Raw genomic sequence first — 16,944 nt, forward strand, 5'->3', positions numbered from 1 at the left:
CCCGCCACTACAGGAGTTCGGAGACTATAGAGATTCAAGAGACTCAACCTAAAACGATATGACGATTACTGCTGAATCACCCCCGATGGCTAAACAGACGCCATCGCTGCCAGCTACCCGGACCGTTACGCTTACCGTCAATGGTTCCGACATTTCCGCACAGTTAGCACCCTGGACGAGCTTACTGGATGCGTTGCGCGAATACATGCAGCTAACAGGAACCAAAAAAGGCTGTGATCATGGCCAATGCGGGGCTTGTACGGTGCTGGTAAATGGCAAACGTATCAACTCCTGCCTAACCCTGGCGGTCATGCAGGAGGGTAATCAGATCACAACGATAGAAGGATTAGCTCAACAGGCTGGGCCGGAGGGACTTCATCCTCTCCAGCAAGCGTTTATTGATCATGATGCTTTTCAATGCGGCTATTGTACTCCAGGACAGATCTGTTCAGCAGTTGGACTCATGAACGAAGGGCATGCAAAAACGACCGACGATATTCGGGAGTTAATGAGTGGCAACATCTGCCGATGTGGTGCCTATACCAATATTGTTGATGCGATTCAGTCGGTTATGCACCCTCAACCCGATTCACTATGACCAATTTTGACTATACCCGGGCCGATGGCGTGACCAACGCGGTGAGCGAGCGGGCATCAGAGCATACCGCCAAATTCATTGCGGGCGGTACCAACCTGATTGACCTGATGAAGGAGAATGTGGAGCGTCCCACCCGCCTGATAGACATTAACCGACTACCCTTAGCTACCATTGCCGAAACCGAAGGAGGTGGATTACGATTGGGCGCGTTGATGACCAATGCCGATACGGCATATGACAAACAGGTCTCTAAGCGATACCCATTACTATCGCAGGCCATTCTGGCGGGCGCATCGGCGCAGTTGCGTAATATGGCAACCGATGGCGGCAATCTGATGCAACGTACCCGCTGCTATTACTTCTACGATGTGGCTACACCCTGTAATAAGCGTGAACCTGGTTCGGGCTGTTCGGCACTCGTTGGATTTAACCGAATTCACGCGATTCTGGGTACCGAAGCGCCGGACCGGTCGATACACTGCATAGCTACACATCCATCGGATATGTGCGTAGCGCTGGCAGCCCTGGAAGCGGTGGTGCGCGTAACAGGATCGTATGGGGAGCGAACAATTCCCTTTGCCGAATTTCACCGCCTACCCGGTAATACGCCCCATATCGACAATACGCTTCAGGACGATGAACTCATTACCGCCATCGACTTGCCTGCCAACGGATTTTCGAAAAACTATAGCTACCTGAAACTTCGTGATCGAACCTCTTATGCGTTTGCCCTGGTATCGGTAGCTGCGGCTTTGGAACTGGAAGACGGTCGAATCAAGGACGCCCGAATTGCACTCGGTGGCGTATCGCATAAACCGTGGCGACGACCCGAAGTTGAAGCTACCCTGGCCGGAAAAATACCATCGAAGGCTGAATTTCAGTCGGTTGCGGATGCATTACTGGAAGGCGCTCAGGGATTTGGGCACAATACATTCAAAATCGAACTGGCAAAACGGGCCATTGTACGGGCGTTATCACAGGCAGCTAAACTGAAACCAGCATCATGACTCAATACATAGGAAAGCCTCTGAGCCGCGTTGACGGACTGGATAAAGTGACAGGTAAGGCCAAGTATGCCGCCGAGTTTGAGACCCCGGATCTACTCTACGGCTATGTGGTGAACAGCGCCATTGCGAAGGGAAAAATTAAGCGAATTGATGCCACCAAGGCCCTGAGCCTGGATGGCGTTCTACAGGTCTTTACGCACGAGAACCGACCCAAGCTAGCCTGGTTCGATATGAACTACAAAGACCAGGATGCCCCACCCGGCTCACCCTTTCGACCCTTACGAGATGCTAAAATCAGCTATAATGCGCAACCGATTGCGTTAGTCGTAGCCGAAACCTTCGAGCTCGCTCGCTATGCGGCCTCGCTGGTTGAGGTTGACTATCAGGAAGACACACACGAAACTGATTTGCAGGCCAATCGGCATAAGGCACGTAAACCATCGCTGGGTATGGCTTCAATGCTAAAACCACCCCCACCAAAACCTCGGGGTAATTTTGAGGAAGCCTTTAGTGCCGCACCCGTGCAAATGATGGGTGAATATGTGCATAGTATGGAGCACCATAACCCGATGGAGATGTTTGCCAGTACGGTCGTGTATGAAAAAGGCCGAAATAAGGCGGGGGCGCGGTATACTATTTATGACAAAACCCAGGGGGTAACAAACAGTGTTTTGTATGTATCGCAGGTGTTCGATATCCCATTTAAGAACCTACGCGTACTTTCTCCCTATGTTGGTGGAGGCTTTGGCTCAGGTCTTCGGCCCCAATATCAGCTATTTCTGGCTGTAATGGCTGCTCGTGAATTAAAGCGCTCTGTGCGGGTTACTCTCACCCGACAGCAGATGTTTACGTTTGGGTATCGACCAGCCACGGTGCAGACGGTTGCCTTAGGCGCATCGGCCGATGGAACCATGACGGCCCTTTATCATGATACCGTTGGGGAAACCTCGCAGTTTGAAGATTACACCGAGATTGTATCCAGTTGGGGGGGACTGCTGTATCCACCGGAGAATGTTACATTTAAGTACAAACTGGTACCTCTGGATGTGGCCACACCTCTCGATATGCGGGCGCCGGGTGGCGTAACCGGTATGTCGGCGCTCGAATGTGCTGTAGATGAACTGGCCTATAAACTGGGAATGGACCCCGTTGAGTTTCGCCTGAGAAACTATACGGAACGCGACATGAACGCTGATTTACCGTATTCGAGTAAAGAGCTTCGGGAGTGTTTTCGGCAGGGGGCAGAACGGTTTGGCTGGATGAAACGAAAGCCTGAACCCCGGTCGATGCGCAATGGCCACAACCTGGTAGGATGGGGTATGGCGACCGGTATCTGGGAGGCTAATCAGATGCCTGCCCGTGCCGAAGCGGTTTTGATGGTTAATGGTAAACTTCGGGTTAGTAGCGCCACGGCTGATATTGGTACAGGTACCTATACCATTATGACGCAAATTGCCGCGGATACGCTTGGAATACCAATTGAAGACGTACTGTTTAAGTTAGGGGATAGTGATATGCCTGCTGCCCCAATTGAGGGTGGTTCCTGGACAGCCGCAACCGTTGGAACAGCCGTGAAAACGGTTTGCGAAGAGTTAGCGAAAAAGCTGTTCAAACTGGCCAAAAAGATGCCCGGTTCGCCCTTTGCTAAAGTTGATGGTAAGGATGTTGTGTTTGCCGACAACTCGATTCAACTGAAAAATGATCCATCGGTAGCGGTTCACCTACAGGCTGTAGTTGATTCCAACGGAGGAGCGGCTGTTCGGGAAACATCGGCGGGGTTACCCAAAATGCTACAACAGCGAAAATATGCCCGCAGTGCGCATTCGGCGGTGTTTGCAGAAGTGGAAGTTGATGAGGACTTAGGCGTAGTTCGGGTTACGAGGCTGGTGAGTGCCATTGCCGGGGGGCGTATTCTCAACCCTAAAACCGCCCGAAGTCAGATTCTGGGCGGCATGGTTTGGGGAATCAGTAAAGCGCTGGAAGAAGAAACCATTATGGACCACCACCTGGGTCGAATCATGAACCACTCGCTGGCTGAATACCACGTGGCCGTTAACGCCGATATTCACGAACTCGATGTCATTTTTGTAGAAGAACATGATGACATTGTGAATCCATTGGGTGTGAAAGGCTTGGGGGAAATTGGCCTGGTGGGCGTCCCCGCAGCTATTGCCAACGCCGTTTTCCATGCAACCGGTAAGCGTGTCCGGGATTTGCCAATTACACTGGATAAATTATTGTAATTTATTGTCATGGGTAGTCAGGAATGGTCATTTAGTTGCCGTTTGTTTGCAATAAATGACCATTCCTGACTACCCATGACAATAAATTAAGCTACCGCCTTTCCTTCCAGTACAGGGCGTTTGTCTTTCCCTTTCGTAATAATGCTTATGCTATTTTGAAATTCCACCTGAACACCGTCGGCACCAAATCGACAGGTTACGGTTTCGTAGTGGGCAGTTTCGATAAAGCGCCAGGTCATGACAAAGGTAGTGTCGTCCTGCCAGCCACCACTGCCTGCCACTTTTCGGTTAGGGCCATTGGGTACAGGTGTGGGTGTCAGCGACAGTGGGGCTACGGATAAGGTGGTTGTACTATCCCGCCAGCGACCAATGCCGCACAATACCTGATGATCGCCCTGGTCGTCCTGAAGCTTAAAGATGCAGCCATCCTTTCCGAATGTCAGAGTTACATCTTTTACATGCAATGAATTATCCGCAACGGCATATGTCTTCCCGCTTATTTTAGGTTGTATAGAGGAGGCCGATTGCGAAACACTGGGTGGTAGCGTGAGCGTTGCCAGTTTTTGCGTTAAGGCAGCCTGTTTTATTTTATCGGCGGGTAGGCCCGTTCCCCGAAGAGCTGGCAGAATATGATCCCATATAGCATCGAGGATTCCCTGTGTATTGGCTGATTCGGCAGTGATGGCAATCAGGGCATCTTCTTTGGGTAGCACAACGCAAAACTGTCCGAACGCACCATCGGCCCGATAAGCGTCGTTACGGCATCGCCAGAACTGGTACCCATATCCCTGAATCCAGTCGTTGACGCTGGCATCACCTTTGCCGCCCTTCGACTCAACTTCCTTGCTGGTCGCGTCATGAATCCACGCTTCTGACAGTAGGCGTTTCCCGTTCCACATACCCTTCTGTAAGTAAAGCTGGCCGAATTTGGCAATATCTTCCGTGCGAATCCGTAAGCCCCAGCCACCGGTATTGATGCCATTTGGGTCAACTTCCCAATCCATACCCTCAATACCCAGTGGCCCGAATAAACGCGGTTTTAAATACTCAAGCAAGGTTTGACCCGTTAGCTTCTGCACAATGGCCGACAGCATATACGTGGCACCGCTGTTGTACATATAAAATGTTCCCGGCTCATGATCGACAGGTTGTGCCAGGAATGATTTAATCCAGTTGTTGTCTGTACCTCCCCGCAAGGCAGGGGTCGTATCCTTATCATGGCCCGTCGACATAGTCAATAAATCTTTCACCCGCATGGCTGCCAGATTTGTACTGACGTTGGCAGGCACTTCTTTCGGGAAGAACGAAATAACTTTATCCTCAACCGTTAATCGCTTCTCGGCAACAGCCATCCCAACTGCCGATGACGTAAAACTTTTGCTTAGCGAATAGAGCGTGTGAATGTATTGGGGTTCGTAGGGTGCCCACCAGCCCTCCGCCACGACCTGGCCATGACGAAGCACCATCATGCTGTGAATATTGAGCTTTTTAGCCTCCACCGTATTCACGAAATCAAGTAGGCCGCCCGGCGCAACACCTTGTGCCTCAGGTAAACTACGGGGTAATTTTCCCGTTTTGGCTGGTAAAGCCCAACTCGTGTCGGGCAGGGTAGAGGCAATGGCCAGGCCAGCGGCACCGAAGCCGAGCTGCCGGAGGAAATCTCTGCGATTGAGGTTCATTGTTGTTGGTAAGAGTTTGTAGGAGAAAATAGTCTATGCAAGTACGGGATTTGTTTGGGTAAGGTCAAACAGCAGGCTCACTTTGACTTCCTTAAACGGAACGGATGAAAAGTTGGACTTTTTGGGGTCTATAGTGATTGTTCTGTTTGTAAGCTTATTTTTATCTCAAAAATTGGCAAGCTTCTTTCTAATCAATACTTTATTCTGCCATTTCTACTCAATACGTAATTGCTATAGTTTACGGACCGTATACAATGAAGAAACTTGTACTTCCTCTTTTACTCAATTTTCTGTGCCTGATTGTATCTGTCAAGGGACAGTCGTTCAAGCCGAAACAACTGCGTGAAGCCACCATCGACCAGTTGCACACGGCCATGCAAGCCGGTAAACTGAGCTCGGCGCAACTCGTGCAGCTTTACCTCGACCGGATTGAAGCGTATGACAAACAGGGGCCTTTCCTGAATGCCATTATCATGGTGAATCCCAAAGCACTTACCGAAGCTCATCGGTTGGATTCCCTGTATAAGGCAACGGGAAAATTCGTGGGTCCACTGCATGGTATTCCAGTGATTGTAAAAGACAACTACAACACCTTCGACATGCCCACCACGAATGGAACCCTGGCCATGAAAAAGTCAATCCCGCCCAAAGATGCCTTTGTTATACAGCGAATTCGGGAGGCTGGTGCAATCATTATTGCCAAATCGAATCTGGCGGAGTTTGCTACGTCGGGCAACTTTTCGGTGAGTTCTATTTTGCCAGGCTATTCGCGTAATCCCTACGATACGAAACGAACAACGGCTGGTTCGAGTGGGGGAACGGCTGCTGCTGTAGCTGCCGACTTTGGAACCATTGGCCTGGGAACCGATACGGGCAGCTCTATTCGCGGGCCTTCTGCACATCAAAGTCTGGTTGGTTTTCGGCCAACGTTGGGGCTCGTTAGTCGCGATGGAATTGCCCCACTAGCTATGACAAATGATACAGGTGGGCCTATTTGTCGGACAGTGGAAGACGCTGTACGGGTGCTCGATGTGATTGTGGGCTATGATAAAGCTGATTCGGTGACCCGACGCAGTGAAGGGAAAATCCCGCAGACTTACCGGCAGTTTCTGGATAAAAACGGATTGAAAGGAGCCCGGATTGGTGTATTTCGGCAATTATGCACGACAAAGAATGCTGATCCACAAGTGTATGCGCTGTTCAACAAGGCGCTGGATGAACTCCGGGCGGCCGGAGCCATTGTTGTCGATTCAGTTCGGGTGCCAGAGTTGGATACCATCAATAAATCATTCGATACGATTCCACAACTACGGCGGGATTTCAATATATACCTGGCCAACTTAGGCCCCAATGCGCCCCATAAAAGCCTGAAGTCCATTATCAAATCGAAGCAGTTTCACCCCAGTATCGAAAAGACGTTACTCGACTCGGATGCTGATACGTTGGCACCCGAAGCGCATAAAGGCTGGGCCAAAAATCTGGGATTGCGTGCCCGGCTTCGTCAGCTATTACTTCGGGCGATGGATTCAACGGGGGTCGATGTACTGGTGTATCCAACGTTTAGTTACCCACCCCGGCTCATTGGCGATCTGAACACGCCGTCGGGAACGAACAACAACGCACTTTCACCCCCAACGGGCTTCCCGGCCTTTACCGTACCAATGGGTTTTACATATACTGACTTACCGGCTGGTTTACAATTCTTTGGCCGACCGTTTAGTGAGCCAACACTGGTGAAGTTATGCTATGCCTACGAACAGGCAACCCTTCACCGAATACCGCCAGCAAGTACACCCGTTTTACCCAGGAAGAAAAAAAAGAGTAATGTCTAATTGTTTTATTTTTAACCGCAAAGGACGCAAAGATGAATCGCAAAGAGCGCGAAGAATACACTTTGCGCTCTTTGCGATTCATCTTTGCGTCCTTTACGGTTAAAAATAAAAATCGAACTATTTATGATCAAAATATACGCTTTGTTGTTTCTAATTGCCTTACCAACAGCTATGTATGCCCAGGCTAAAGTTGGAGATCTCACCCCTTACGAGCGCAACACGAATCAGACGGCTACCTACGCCCAGATCATAAGCTGGTATCAGCAAGTAGACCGGCAATATGATCAGGCCAAGCTCATTGAGGTGGGAAAAACGGATATCGGAAAACCACTTCATGTGTTTTTGTTAGCGGCTGATAAACAATTCACGGCTCGGCCTGATCGCGTAACCCTGCTGATTAACAACGGTATTCACCCCGGCGAACCCGAAGGGATTGATGCCTGTATGATGATGGTGCGGGATTTATTAAAAGCGAATAAATTGCCCAAAAATGTGCTACTGGCCATCGTGCCTGTCTATAATATCGATGGCGCCTTGAATCGAGGGGTGTCGCGGGTGAACCAGAATGGACCCGAATCCTATGGCTTTCGGGGAAACGCCCGAAACCTGAATCTGAACCGCGATTTTATAAAGGCAGAAGCCGAAAACACGAAGGCGTTTCAGACGATGTATCAATCGTTGAAGCCACAGGTGTTTATTGACAATCACACCAGTGATGGCGCTGACTACCAGCATGTATTGACCTATTTCGCCACGCAGAAAGACAAACTCCACCCAACTGTGTCTGGCTACATGACGCAAACCTTCCAGCCTGAACTCGATAAACGGCTGACCGGGCAGGGCTTTCCACCGGCTCCGTATATAAACAGTTTTTCGGAAACCCCCGAGAGTGGTTTACTGGGTTATAACGATTCGCCCCGTTACTCAACCGGCTATGCCGCCTTATTCAACTGTTTCGGATTCACCCTGGAGACGCATATGTGGAAAGACTACCCGGCTCGGGTAAAAGCCTCCTACGCCTTCGACGAATCGGTTCTGCGATTATGTGAACGGGATGCCCAAACGATTCTGGCGAATTACCGGAAAGCCAATGAGGAAGTTCGTAAACAGACGAACTTCCCGTTAAGCTATAAGTTGGATCGTAGTAAAACCGATTCGATCACCTTTCTGGGATACGAAGCGGCCTACAAACCTAGTGAGGTGTCGGGCCTGAAACGACAGTATTACGATCGCTCGAAACCGTTCACGAAGCGAATTCCCTACTGGAATAACTTTGTCGTTGATGTACAGGTCGATAAGCCACGAGCATATGTTATTCCTCAGGCCTGGTCTGAGGTGATTGGTCTGCTCAAACGCAATGGAGTGATACTACAGATACTGCCTAAAGATACCTCAATGGCCGTATCGGCCTACTACGTCACTGATTACAAAAGCCCGCAACGACCTTATGAGGGCCATTATATTCACTCGGGTATTAAGCTGCGGTCGGAGTCACAAACAATTCAGTTTTACAAAGGCGACTACCTGGTTCTGACCAATCAACCCACCAATCGATATATCGTTGAAACGCTTGAACCACAAGGTGTCGATTCGTTTTTCGCCTGGAACTTCTTCGATAGTTCGCTTGACCAGAAAGAATATTTTTCCGATTATATTTTCGAGGATACAGCCGCTGAACTTCTGAAAAAAGACCCCGCACTCCGCAAAAAACTGGACGATAAACGAGCATCTGATAAAGCTTTCGCCGAAAACGCCGACGCCCAGTTAGACTTCATCTATCGACAGACACCCTATTACGAAAAAACGCACAACCGGTATCCAGTTTACCGGCTGCAGTAAGCAAACGGATTTGTCAATCCTAAAGCTGTTTAAACTTTCCAAAATGGTAAGGAAAGACGCGTGTAATGCCGACCGTCCCGGTTGGCACTACACGCCAAATCGCACTTGTTTCATGGAAACAATAAAAGTTTGAATAGCTTCCCTGTTAGAAAACTTTCACTTATTTCTATGAATCCTTTTCGAAATCGTTTTTTGCTATTGCCAATCGGGTTCCTGTTGTTTTCGCTTCACTTGTTGGCTCAGACGAAGACTACCGAATCGCCCGACGTAGCCGCTATACGTTCGCTCCGTGCACAATCGAACCAGGCAATTCAGGCCCGTGATCTGACGGGCTTTGGGCAAACGATGCTGCCAGATATTGAGGTGACCCGGGGAAGCGGCTCCCACGTAACAAGCCGGGATTCGGTGCTGGCTTCGGTAGCGGTTCAGTTCAATGACCCAAATTTTAGGGGGTATGTTCGTGATACTGAGAGCATAAAAATAAGCTCGACTGCTCCATTAGCAGCCGAGCAAGGGCATTGGACTGGTCGTTTCCAGCGCCCGGATGGCGTTCAAACAATCACGGGTGTTTACCTGGCCATGTGGCGTAAAACAGGCGCGGGCTGGAAAATCCGCTCCGAACTGTTTGTGAGTTTAACCTGCACGGGAAGTGCCGCTTGTGGAAAGTGAGCCAGATTAAACTAGGTCAATTTTGCAGTGAAAAAGTCAATAGTACGTTTCCAGGCTAATTCGGCGGCTGCTTTGTCATAACGAGGGGTTGTATCATTATGAAAGCCGTGATTTGCATTGGGATACACATAAGCGGTGTATTCTTTATTGTTCTGCTTTAACGCGGCTTCATAAGCTGGCCAACCTGCATTAACTCCTTTGTCCAGTTCGCCATACTGCAAGAGGAGCGGAGCTTTTATTTTTGGAACATCTTCAGCGGCTGGCTGCCCGCCATAGAACGGAACGGCTGCCGATAAATCGGGTAACCGCACAGCCATCATATTGGCAATCCACCCACCAAAGCAAAAACCAACAACACCAACTTTGCCGTTGCAGTCTTTGTTGCCTTTTAGATACTCATAGCCCGCAATAAAATCTTCTAACATTTCATTTCGGTCTCGCTTACTTTGGAGCGCACGACCTTCATCGTCATTGCCCGGATAGCCACCCAATGGGGTCAACGCATCCGGCGCAATCGTAATAAATCCGGCCAGAGCTGCTCGCCGGGCCACATCTGCGATGTGCGGATTCAATCCACGATTTTCATGAACCACAACAATACCGCCAAGTTTCTTTTTCGCATCCACTGGCATCGACACCAGGGCTTTGATGGTGCCGCCCCCTTTTGGTGAAGGATAATTGACGTAGTCTGATTTTAACCGTGGATCGTCGGCTTTGATCTGGATAGCGCCCTGGTAATCAGGCATGAGAAAGCTCATCAAAGAGGCTACGGTAAGGCCGCCAACGGCATAGGTCGATAATTTTTGCACAAAGTCGCGCCGATCGAGCCGGTTATGCGCATAATCATCATACAAGTCAAATACCTCTTGTTTAATGTCTTCTTTATTGATTCGGTTCATGTTCGTCCGGATTCGTTTTCCAGTAAATATACTATGAATTCGAGCGTAGACATGATCCTAACTTGCCATTTCTACGCTCGAGTTCATAGTATGTATGCCGGTTGCTATAGGGCATAGCCTTGATCACTATACGAACCGCCCATTTCCAATAAGGCATAGAGTGTGGCTCCTACTAAATCAGTTGTGGGTTCGTCATTGGTCAGGACAATGGTGTGGTCTCCATCCTGATAAAGACTAAAAATATCGACTTTATTGAGCGGGTTTGCCAATAGCCACTTATCAGCTACATACGTAACCGGGACACCTGTTCGCTGACGCACATGATAGACTATTTCGGTAATGGATGGGCATGTCCCCGTAAAATTCACCTCTCGACTGACGACCATAACTTTACTTGTGTAGATAGTTATACTGATAAGTAAGAACGCTATTGTTGAGTATAGTACTTGATCCAACTAGACACTACTAGATTCTGTTAGTTGTATTTTGTTGAAAATCAACGAAAAGTGATTCAATGGGCCTTGAGCGTCAAATTTGGTCAAGCGTTAGTAAGTGTCTGTATCCTGTGCGATGGTGGGGTCAAATTCCCATAGGTCATCAAAGGTAGTCGTTCCGCTAAGCCCCGTTGTGATGTATCCTTTCCCATTCATAGCGAAGCCCAGGGCGTACAATCGGGTACCACCTTCAAAGACGCCAAATTCAGCCCAGCTATCATCATCAGGATTGTATTGCCAAACCGTAGCGCTGCCGTCTCCAGCCGTCACATAACCCCGTGAGCCGATTGCAAAACCAACTCCGTAACTACGAGCTACGGTTTCTTCATCCTCGAAATCACCCTTTTCGATCCATAGGTCCTGCGCCGGGTCGTAGGCCCACCAGTCGGTTAGAGCCGCGCCATTTGTACCGGTGCCAACATAGGCAATGTTGTTGATAATGAAACTAATGGCTCCCAATCGCTTTCCTCCGCCAAAGCTGGTCGTCTTCTCCCAGCTACCACTTTCGGGGTCGTAAGTCCAGAAATCTTTTAAGTAATTTCCATCGTAGCCAGTGCCGACATACCCTTTATTGTTAACCGCGAAGGCCACCGCGTTTCGCCGGGCTGTTCCGCCAAAATCGGCAATTTGATTCCATGTATTAGCGGCCTGATCAAATTCCCAAAAGTCCTTTAACCGATTGCTATTGGCGTCTACGCCGGTGCCAACGTACCCCTTGTTGCCCAGAGCGAACCCAACAGCCGAAATACGGGCAGTGCCCCCGAAATTGGCCACCTGGCTCCAGGCATTAGTGGATTGATCATAGGCCCAGAAGTCTTTTAAGAGATCGTTCGACGAAGTGGTGCCCGTGCCAATGTAGGCTACGTTTCCAATGGCAAAGCCAACGGCTGCACTACGACTAACGCCGTCGAGATCAGAGCGGGTTCGCCAGTCGCCTAGTGTGGTAACGTCCGAAGTCGAGCATCCGACCAATAAGGCTGTCCAGCTGAGGCAGATTAGCAGGAGAACCGTGTTAATTGTCTTCTGAGTAGGAAAAACTGTTGATGGCTGGGGAAGGTAAGCTATACGAAAATTCATAGGACTAAAGCGGTTGAGTTACTTGATTGGGTGTAAAAAAAGAGTGGTAGAAAAAGTCTGAATGTTAGTGATGAATCTGTAAATCTGGGCGTCTGTCGGGCGTAGGCTGATTGGTACTGTTTTCGGTGGAGGCCTCCTGTAAGTAAGTTGAAATCCATCGGATAAGCGCCTGTTTCTCGGTAGTTGAACCAAGCTGTTGAGGTATATCCTCGTCTGCATCAGTCGAGCAGGTAGACAAAGGCATAAGCAGGCCAATAAGCATTAGCCATCTGGTGGACTCTGGTTGACTACCCAGTAGTCGGTCGAACGTTGAAACGCGATTTCTCATCCGGATCTGGTTAAGTTGACGTGTTGAGTGGATCGTCTACTTCCGGATACGAGGTTTTTTTTCGAGGTGTTGCAGGCTAAAAGGCCTTTTATGCCGTGTTTAAGCTATTTTAACATAATGTGCCGACGTAAACTGCGAATGTGCCGGTGAATGAGGAGTGTTACTGAAAGTAGACTAATGAAGCCATTGCTTCGGTAGAAAGATACTTTTTGCGTTTAGTTTGGCTACCGGGAAGTGAATGTAATGGCCGTCCGACGGATAGTTCTCCAGGTACTTAAGCTATCGCCTAGTAGTCCTGGCCAGGAGTCTGCTCATGCAAGAAAGGAAGCAGTTGGCAATATGAAGTCCTTTCTAAAGACATTATCAAACAACACGGAATATACGCAAGAGGAAGTAAACCAGGGTTTACAGCGAAACTTCTAAATCGCCCTAGTCGTGCGGTTGAATAATCGGCAATTTTTGGTGGTCAACAGGCTTATCAGATTTAGGCACTTGTCCTCCATTGCCTAAGGGTGGGTTTTTGGGATTTGCGTAATAGATGGCTTTTGCCCGCCGAATCAGTTTTAGCGCAGCCGCCAGGCGTTCCTGTGGCGTTTTAGCCCACCAGTATTCTTTATCATAAGCCGGAATATCGTTGATATTGCTTGATTTGCGGATGATGGACATGGGAATTAATCAAATTGGGATAAGCGCCAAATCGAAGTTGCAATTTCTGATAACTTCGTTTGCCTTCTATCAAGTGTATTAGGAGTCCATACATCAGCCTTTATCTCTCTAGAAAGGCTATATTGGCTTGTATGATATATGGCCTTCTTTTCAATAAAACTTTTTGTGCCGCAGTCTCGATTTTTATCATCTTCTAGTAATGTGTAATTTCCAATCCGATAAATAAAGTTGTCCTGTGTGGAAAGCGGAAAGTCAGATGACCATTCAAGACTTGGGTTTTCTGGGAGAATATGTTCGATAGTTGCAGGGCTTTCTTCGTAGTCAATATCTGTTTGGCTTAGTTTATTCTCTAATTCGAATAAAACATATCGAGCTAATTTTCTACTTCTGCCTTTGGTTTTTATGGATAAAGTTGAAAAGTCATTTTTAAAATCCAAATCACTCACATATAATGGTCGCAACTCTTGAGCAATTGTATAAGCATTCTTGCTTTCACCACGGCTAACTTTTATTGCAGTTTGACTATAATATTGTTCTTTAGGGTTAGTGTTCAAACCACTAACAACGGTATACCTGAACGTGATAATACTAACAATACGAAGAACCTTAACAAATTCTTCTTGACTAAGATTATTATATGCTGATAATAAAAGAGGTAATGCTTGTCGTTCCTTAAATAACTCAAGTTCCTTTATTCTTTTTTTTGCTTCCCGCATTCCAATCCAAAAAGGGTCGGATGAATTAGTTAATGCGTTATAAAGTTGCGCATCTTTTTCAAGATCATCTAAAAGGTTAATGACATCAATAGAAGATTTTATTATTTCTTTTACTGCTCGAAATAGATACTCCTGTCTGATTAATTTATTTTTTGAAATCCAATAATGGCGTAGGAAGGCAGGGAATGTATCAAGTCCAACACTGTCAACGATTCGTTGCCACTTTTCCTTTACATGGACTAAATCAGTTCGTGTAGAGACAGAAAAAAGGAAGTTTTTGAGTAAGTCAGTGACTGTTAAGTCAACCCCTCTAGAATTTAATGTTTCAAAAACGGTGTAAGCACTAACCTCATTTTCTACCACAATCTGAATGAACATAAGCCTTTCAGCTACTTTTTTATTGAGAAACGTAGCTATCTCCTCACCATTCGGATTTTTATCAAAATACTTCTGTAATGTAGTTCTGAAAAAATTATAGGCTTGCCAAAGTAATTTATCTGAGTCTCTTAATGTTCTTTCATTAATTGGTGGTCGAAAAGCCATTAAGTGTAACTGATAAAAACTGTTATTATTTTCATTCAAAGAAAGTTTTGCTGAATAGGATAACGATGCGGGATCTTTATCTCCTAAAAACTTGCTTGTAAGCAGAATGATTCGTTCTTTATTAAATTCTGTATCAATACCTTTATCAATTAAATCTTGAATAAGCCTTATTATGGCTAGTACTACAATACTTAACGTAGCTAATCGTTGTTGTCCGTCAATAATAGTGTACTTTTTGTCTCCTTGATTTTGTAATACAATAGAACCCATATAATGAACAGATTCATTGTCGTTTACTGAGATTATATCGGACCACAAGTCTTCCCAATGATCTGCTTTCCACGAATAATCTCTCTGGTATGCAGGCACAAGATATAATTTGCCGTTACCAATGATATCACTGAAACTTACAGTGCTAGTATCTAATAGATTATTAACAGCCATTGTGAATAGAGTAAAATTTTTTGTGCAAAAATAATTAGCTGTGTTTATAAAGAATTAAACACAGCTAATCAAGAGTTATAACCTCATAGTAATCTTTACCCCTTCTTCATCTCCTTCGCCCAGCCGTCTTTCAGCGTAACGGTCCGGTTGAATACGGGACGGTCGGCGGTGGAATCCTGATCGAGGATGAAGTAGCCTTTGCGCATGAACTGGAAGTTGGATTGGGCTCCCGATCGGGCAGCTTCTACCAGCGCAGGTTCAACAAACGCACGTACGGTTGCCAGCGAGTTTGGATTCAGTAACTCTTTAAAATCACGCTCGTCGGCCGCTGGGTTCTCCACGGAAAACAGGCGGTCGTACAGACGAACATCGGCTTCCACGGCGTGGGGTACCGATACCCAGTGAATCGTGCCTTTCACATTGATGCCCGATGTATCAGAACCGCTCCGGCTTTCGGGAATGTAGGAGCAGCGCAGTTCGATAATTTCCCCTGCATTGTCTTTTATTACCTCATCGCACTTGATGATATACGCACCTTTCAGCCGTACCATACCGCCCGGAAACAGGCGGAAGAATTTCTTCGGCGGGACTTCCATGAAGTCATCCCGCTCGATGTACACTTCCCGGCTGAAGGGCACATCGCGTTCGCCCGCGGTAGCGTCTTCGGGGTTGTTTTCGATAGGCATGATCTCCTCACGGCCAACCTCGTAATTCGTTAAAACGAGTTTCAAAGGCTTTTCATCGAGAACGGCCATGACCCGGTGTGTAGTCTTATTCAACTCTTCGCGCAGACAGAATTCCAGCAAGCCCACGTCGATAAGGTTATCGCGTTTGGCAATTCCGATGCGGTCAGCAAACTCACGGATGCTGGCGGGGGTATAACCACGCCGACGAATACCCGCGATGGTTGGCATCCGGGGATCATCCCAGCCGCTCACGTGGCCTTCTTCCACCAGTTGTTTGAGCTTACGTTTGCTCATGACCGTATACGTCAGGTTGAGCCGCGCGAACTCGATCTGGCGGGAGGGGAAAATATCAAGCTTATCAATAAACCACTCGTATAAGGGCCGGTGTACTTCAAACTCCAGCGTACAGAGCGAGTGGGTAATGTGTTCAATCGCATCGGACTGACCATGTGCGAAATCATACATCGGATAAATACACCAGGTATCGCCCGTACGGTGGTGATGCGCGTGTTTGATCCGGTAAATGATTGGGTCACGCAACTGCATGTTCGGCGAGGCCATATCGACTTTTGCGCGTAGCACTTTGGCACCGTCGGGGTAGTCGCCAGCTTTCATACGACGGAACAGATCGAGGTTTTCATCCACACTCCGGTCGCGGTACTGACTCATGCGTCCCGGTTCAGTCGGCGTACCTTTCTGAGCAGCAATTTCCTCCGAAGTTGAATCGTCTACATAGGCTAATCCCTTCTGAATCAGTTTCTCAGCAAAGAGGTAAATCTGATCGAAGTAGTCAGATGCATAAAACTCGTTTTCCCAGTCGAAACCCAGCCAACGGACATCGTTCTTGATCGAATCAACGTATTCGGTATCTTCCGTTACGGGATTTGTATCGTCAAACCGAAGGTTTGTCTGCCCGCCGTACTTATCGGCCAGCCCGAAGTTCAGGCAAATGGATTTAGCGTGGCCAATATGCAGGTAGCCATTAGGTTCGGGTGGAAAACGCGTGTGAATACGTCCACCGTTCTTACCAACGGCCAGGTCTTCTTCTACAATTTGTTCAATGAAGTTGAGGGAGCTACCAGCACTGCTGCCACCAGCGGTGCTATTTTCGTTGGTAACGCCTTCGTCGGAGTCTTTGGTTGCTTCAGTCATGTGGTTGCGTACTGATAAATAGTCCGAAAATTACGGCCTTTGCCCCGCTTTGACAAACCAAAACAGGGGTAA

General features: G+C 47.8%; 14 protein-coding genes. 6 read left to right on the forward strand and 8 right to left on the reverse strand.

What is annotated here, in order from left to right; translation table 11 throughout:
• Positions 1-58 precede the first annotated feature (58 nt).
• Genes ACYVGO_RS19670 through ACYVGO_RS19680 form a run of 3 tightly spaced genes read left to right on the forward strand, consistent with a single transcriptional unit; the run spans position 59 to position 3,848 of the window.
• Positions 59-598 (forward strand): (2Fe-2S)-binding protein, encoded by a 540-nt coding sequence (locus ACYVGO_RS19670; protein ID WP_460970689.1) that lies wholly within the window; start codon positions 59-61, stop codon positions 596-598.
• Positions 595-1,605: an FAD binding domain-containing protein gene (locus ACYVGO_RS19675; RefSeq protein WP_142773333.1), complete on the forward strand. Its 1,011-nt coding sequence runs from the start codon at positions 595-597 to the stop codon at positions 1,603-1,605. Before ACYVGO_RS19670 ends, ACYVGO_RS19675 begins: the two co-directional genes overlap by 4 nt.
• Positions 1,602-3,848 carry a xanthine dehydrogenase family protein molybdopterin-binding subunit gene (locus tag ACYVGO_RS19680; RefSeq protein ID WP_460970690.1) on the forward strand — a complete coding sequence of 749 codons (2,247 nt, stop codon included), beginning with the start codon at positions 1,602-1,604 and terminating at the stop codon, positions 3,846-3,848. Before ACYVGO_RS19675 ends, ACYVGO_RS19680 begins: the two co-directional genes overlap by 4 nt.
• Before the next feature lie 86 nt (positions 3,849-3,934).
• Here ACYVGO_RS19680 and ACYVGO_RS19685 read toward each other — a convergent pair whose 3' ends face one another.
• On the reverse strand, positions 3,935-5,527 hold the full coding sequence (locus ACYVGO_RS19685; RefSeq protein ID WP_460970691.1) for a serine hydrolase domain-containing protein: 1,593 nt from the start codon (positions 5,525-5,527) through the stop codon (positions 3,935-3,937).
• A gap of 254 nt (positions 5,528-5,781) precedes the next feature.
• Here ACYVGO_RS19685 and ACYVGO_RS19690 point away from each other — a divergent pair, with 254 nt between their 5' ends.
• From ACYVGO_RS19690 to ACYVGO_RS19700, 3 genes are all read left to right on the forward strand, one after another.
• Positions 5,782-7,359: an amidase family protein gene (locus ACYVGO_RS19690; RefSeq protein ID WP_460970692.1), complete on the forward strand. Its 1,578-nt coding sequence runs from the start codon at positions 5,782-5,784 to the stop codon at positions 7,357-7,359.
• Positions 7,360-7,482: 123 nt separating this feature from the next.
• Positions 7,483-9,198, forward strand: coding sequence for a M14 family metallopeptidase (locus ACYVGO_RS19695; protein WP_460970693.1), 1,716 nt, complete (start codon positions 7,483-7,485; stop codon positions 9,196-9,198).
• Between the two features lie 168 nt (positions 9,199-9,366).
• The gene (locus ACYVGO_RS19700; RefSeq protein WP_142773328.1) at positions 9,367-9,867 is read left to right on the forward strand and encodes a YybH family protein; all 501 of its coding nucleotides are present in this window, start codon (positions 9,367-9,369) and stop codon (positions 9,865-9,867) included.
• 11 nt (positions 9,868-9,878) lie between these two features.
• Here the strand turns inward: ACYVGO_RS19700 and ACYVGO_RS19705 are convergent, their stop codons facing one another.
• The 7 genes from ACYVGO_RS19705 to ACYVGO_RS19735 form a co-directional block, all read right to left on the reverse strand.
• Complete coding sequence (locus ACYVGO_RS19705) at positions 9,879-10,766, reverse strand: dienelactone hydrolase family protein (RefSeq protein WP_142773327.1); 888 nt, start codon at positions 10,764-10,766, stop codon at positions 9,879-9,881.
• A 104-nt stretch (positions 10,767-10,870) separates the two neighbouring features.
• Complete coding sequence (locus ACYVGO_RS19710) at positions 10,871-11,152, reverse strand: hypothetical protein (protein ID WP_142773326.1); 282 nt, start codon at positions 11,150-11,152, stop codon at positions 10,871-10,873.
• 159 nt (positions 11,153-11,311) lie between these two features.
• Positions 11,312-12,337, reverse strand: coding sequence for a Kelch repeat-containing protein (locus ACYVGO_RS19715; RefSeq protein WP_460970694.1), 1,026 nt, complete (start codon positions 12,335-12,337; stop codon positions 11,312-11,314).
• Positions 12,338-12,401: 64 nt separating this feature from the next.
• Positions 12,402-12,665, reverse strand: a complete 264-nt coding sequence (locus ACYVGO_RS19720; protein WP_460970695.1) for a hypothetical protein — start codon at positions 12,663-12,665, stop codon at positions 12,402-12,404.
• Between the two features lie 429 nt (positions 12,666-13,094).
• Positions 13,095-13,331, reverse strand: a complete 237-nt coding sequence (locus ACYVGO_RS19725; protein WP_460970696.1) for a hypothetical protein — start codon at positions 13,329-13,331, stop codon at positions 13,095-13,097.
• A 5-nt stretch (positions 13,332-13,336) separates the two neighbouring features.
• Positions 13,337-15,034 (reverse strand): DUF262 domain-containing protein, encoded by a 1,698-nt coding sequence (locus ACYVGO_RS19730; RefSeq protein WP_460970697.1) that lies wholly within the window; start codon positions 15,032-15,034, stop codon positions 13,337-13,339.
• 95 nt (positions 15,035-15,129) lie between these two features.
• Entirely contained in the window at positions 15,130-16,872 is a 1,743-nt protein-coding gene (locus ACYVGO_RS19735) for a glutamine--tRNA ligase/YqeY domain fusion protein (protein WP_460970699.1), read from the reverse strand.
• Positions 16,873-16,944 lie beyond the last annotated feature (72 nt).

It is taken from the genome of Spirosoma migulaei (assembly GCF_054776855.1).

What these genes read in the sequence shown, in the direction of transcription:
- ACYVGO_RS19680 (WP_460970690.1), top strand. Translation starts at nt 1,602, where the DNA reads ATGACTCAATACATAGGAAAGCCTCTGAGCCGCGTTGACGGACTGGAT.
- ACYVGO_RS19730 (WP_460970697.1), bottom strand. Translation starts at nt 15,034, where the DNA reads ATGGCTGTTAATAATCTATTAGATACTAGCACTGTAAGTTTCAGTGAT.
- ACYVGO_RS19705 (WP_142773327.1), bottom strand. Translation starts at nt 10,766, where the DNA reads ATGAACCGAATCAATAAAGAAGACATTAAACAAGAGGTATTTGACTTG.
- ACYVGO_RS19670 (WP_460970689.1), top strand. Translation starts at nt 59, where the DNA reads ATGACGATTACTGCTGAATCACCCCCGATGGCTAAACAGACGCCATCG.
- ACYVGO_RS19720 (WP_460970695.1), bottom strand. Translation starts at nt 12,665, where the DNA reads ATGAGAAATCGCGTTTCAACGTTCGACCGACTACTGGGTAGTCAACCA.
- ACYVGO_RS19685 (WP_460970691.1), bottom strand. Translation starts at nt 5,527, where the DNA reads ATGAACCTCAATCGCAGAGATTTCCTCCGGCAGCTCGGCTTCGGTGCC.
- ACYVGO_RS19725 (WP_460970696.1), bottom strand. Translation starts at nt 13,331, where the DNA reads ATGTCCATCATCCGCAAATCAAGCAATATCAACGATATTCCGGCTTAT.
- ACYVGO_RS19710 (WP_142773326.1), bottom strand. Translation starts at nt 11,152, where the DNA reads ATGGTCGTCAGTCGAGAGGTGAATTTTACGGGGACATGCCCATCCATT.
- ACYVGO_RS19695 (WP_460970693.1), top strand. Translation starts at nt 7,483, where the DNA reads ATGATCAAAATATACGCTTTGTTGTTTCTAATTGCCTTACCAACAGCT.
- ACYVGO_RS19690 (WP_460970692.1), top strand. Translation starts at nt 5,782, where the DNA reads ATGAAGAAACTTGTACTTCCTCTTTTACTCAATTTTCTGTGCCTGATT.
- ACYVGO_RS19735 (WP_460970699.1), bottom strand. Translation starts at nt 16,872, where the DNA reads ATGACTGAAGCAACCAAAGACTCCGACGAAGGCGTTACCAACGAAAAT.
- ACYVGO_RS19700 (WP_142773328.1), top strand. Translation starts at nt 9,367, where the DNA reads ATGAATCCTTTTCGAAATCGTTTTTTGCTATTGCCAATCGGGTTCCTG.
- ACYVGO_RS19715 (WP_460970694.1), bottom strand. Translation starts at nt 12,337, where the DNA reads ATGAATTTTCGTATAGCTTACCTTCCCCAGCCATCAACAGTTTTTCCT.
- ACYVGO_RS19675 (WP_142773333.1), top strand. Translation starts at nt 595, where the DNA reads ATGACCAATTTTGACTATACCCGGGCCGATGGCGTGACCAACGCGGTG.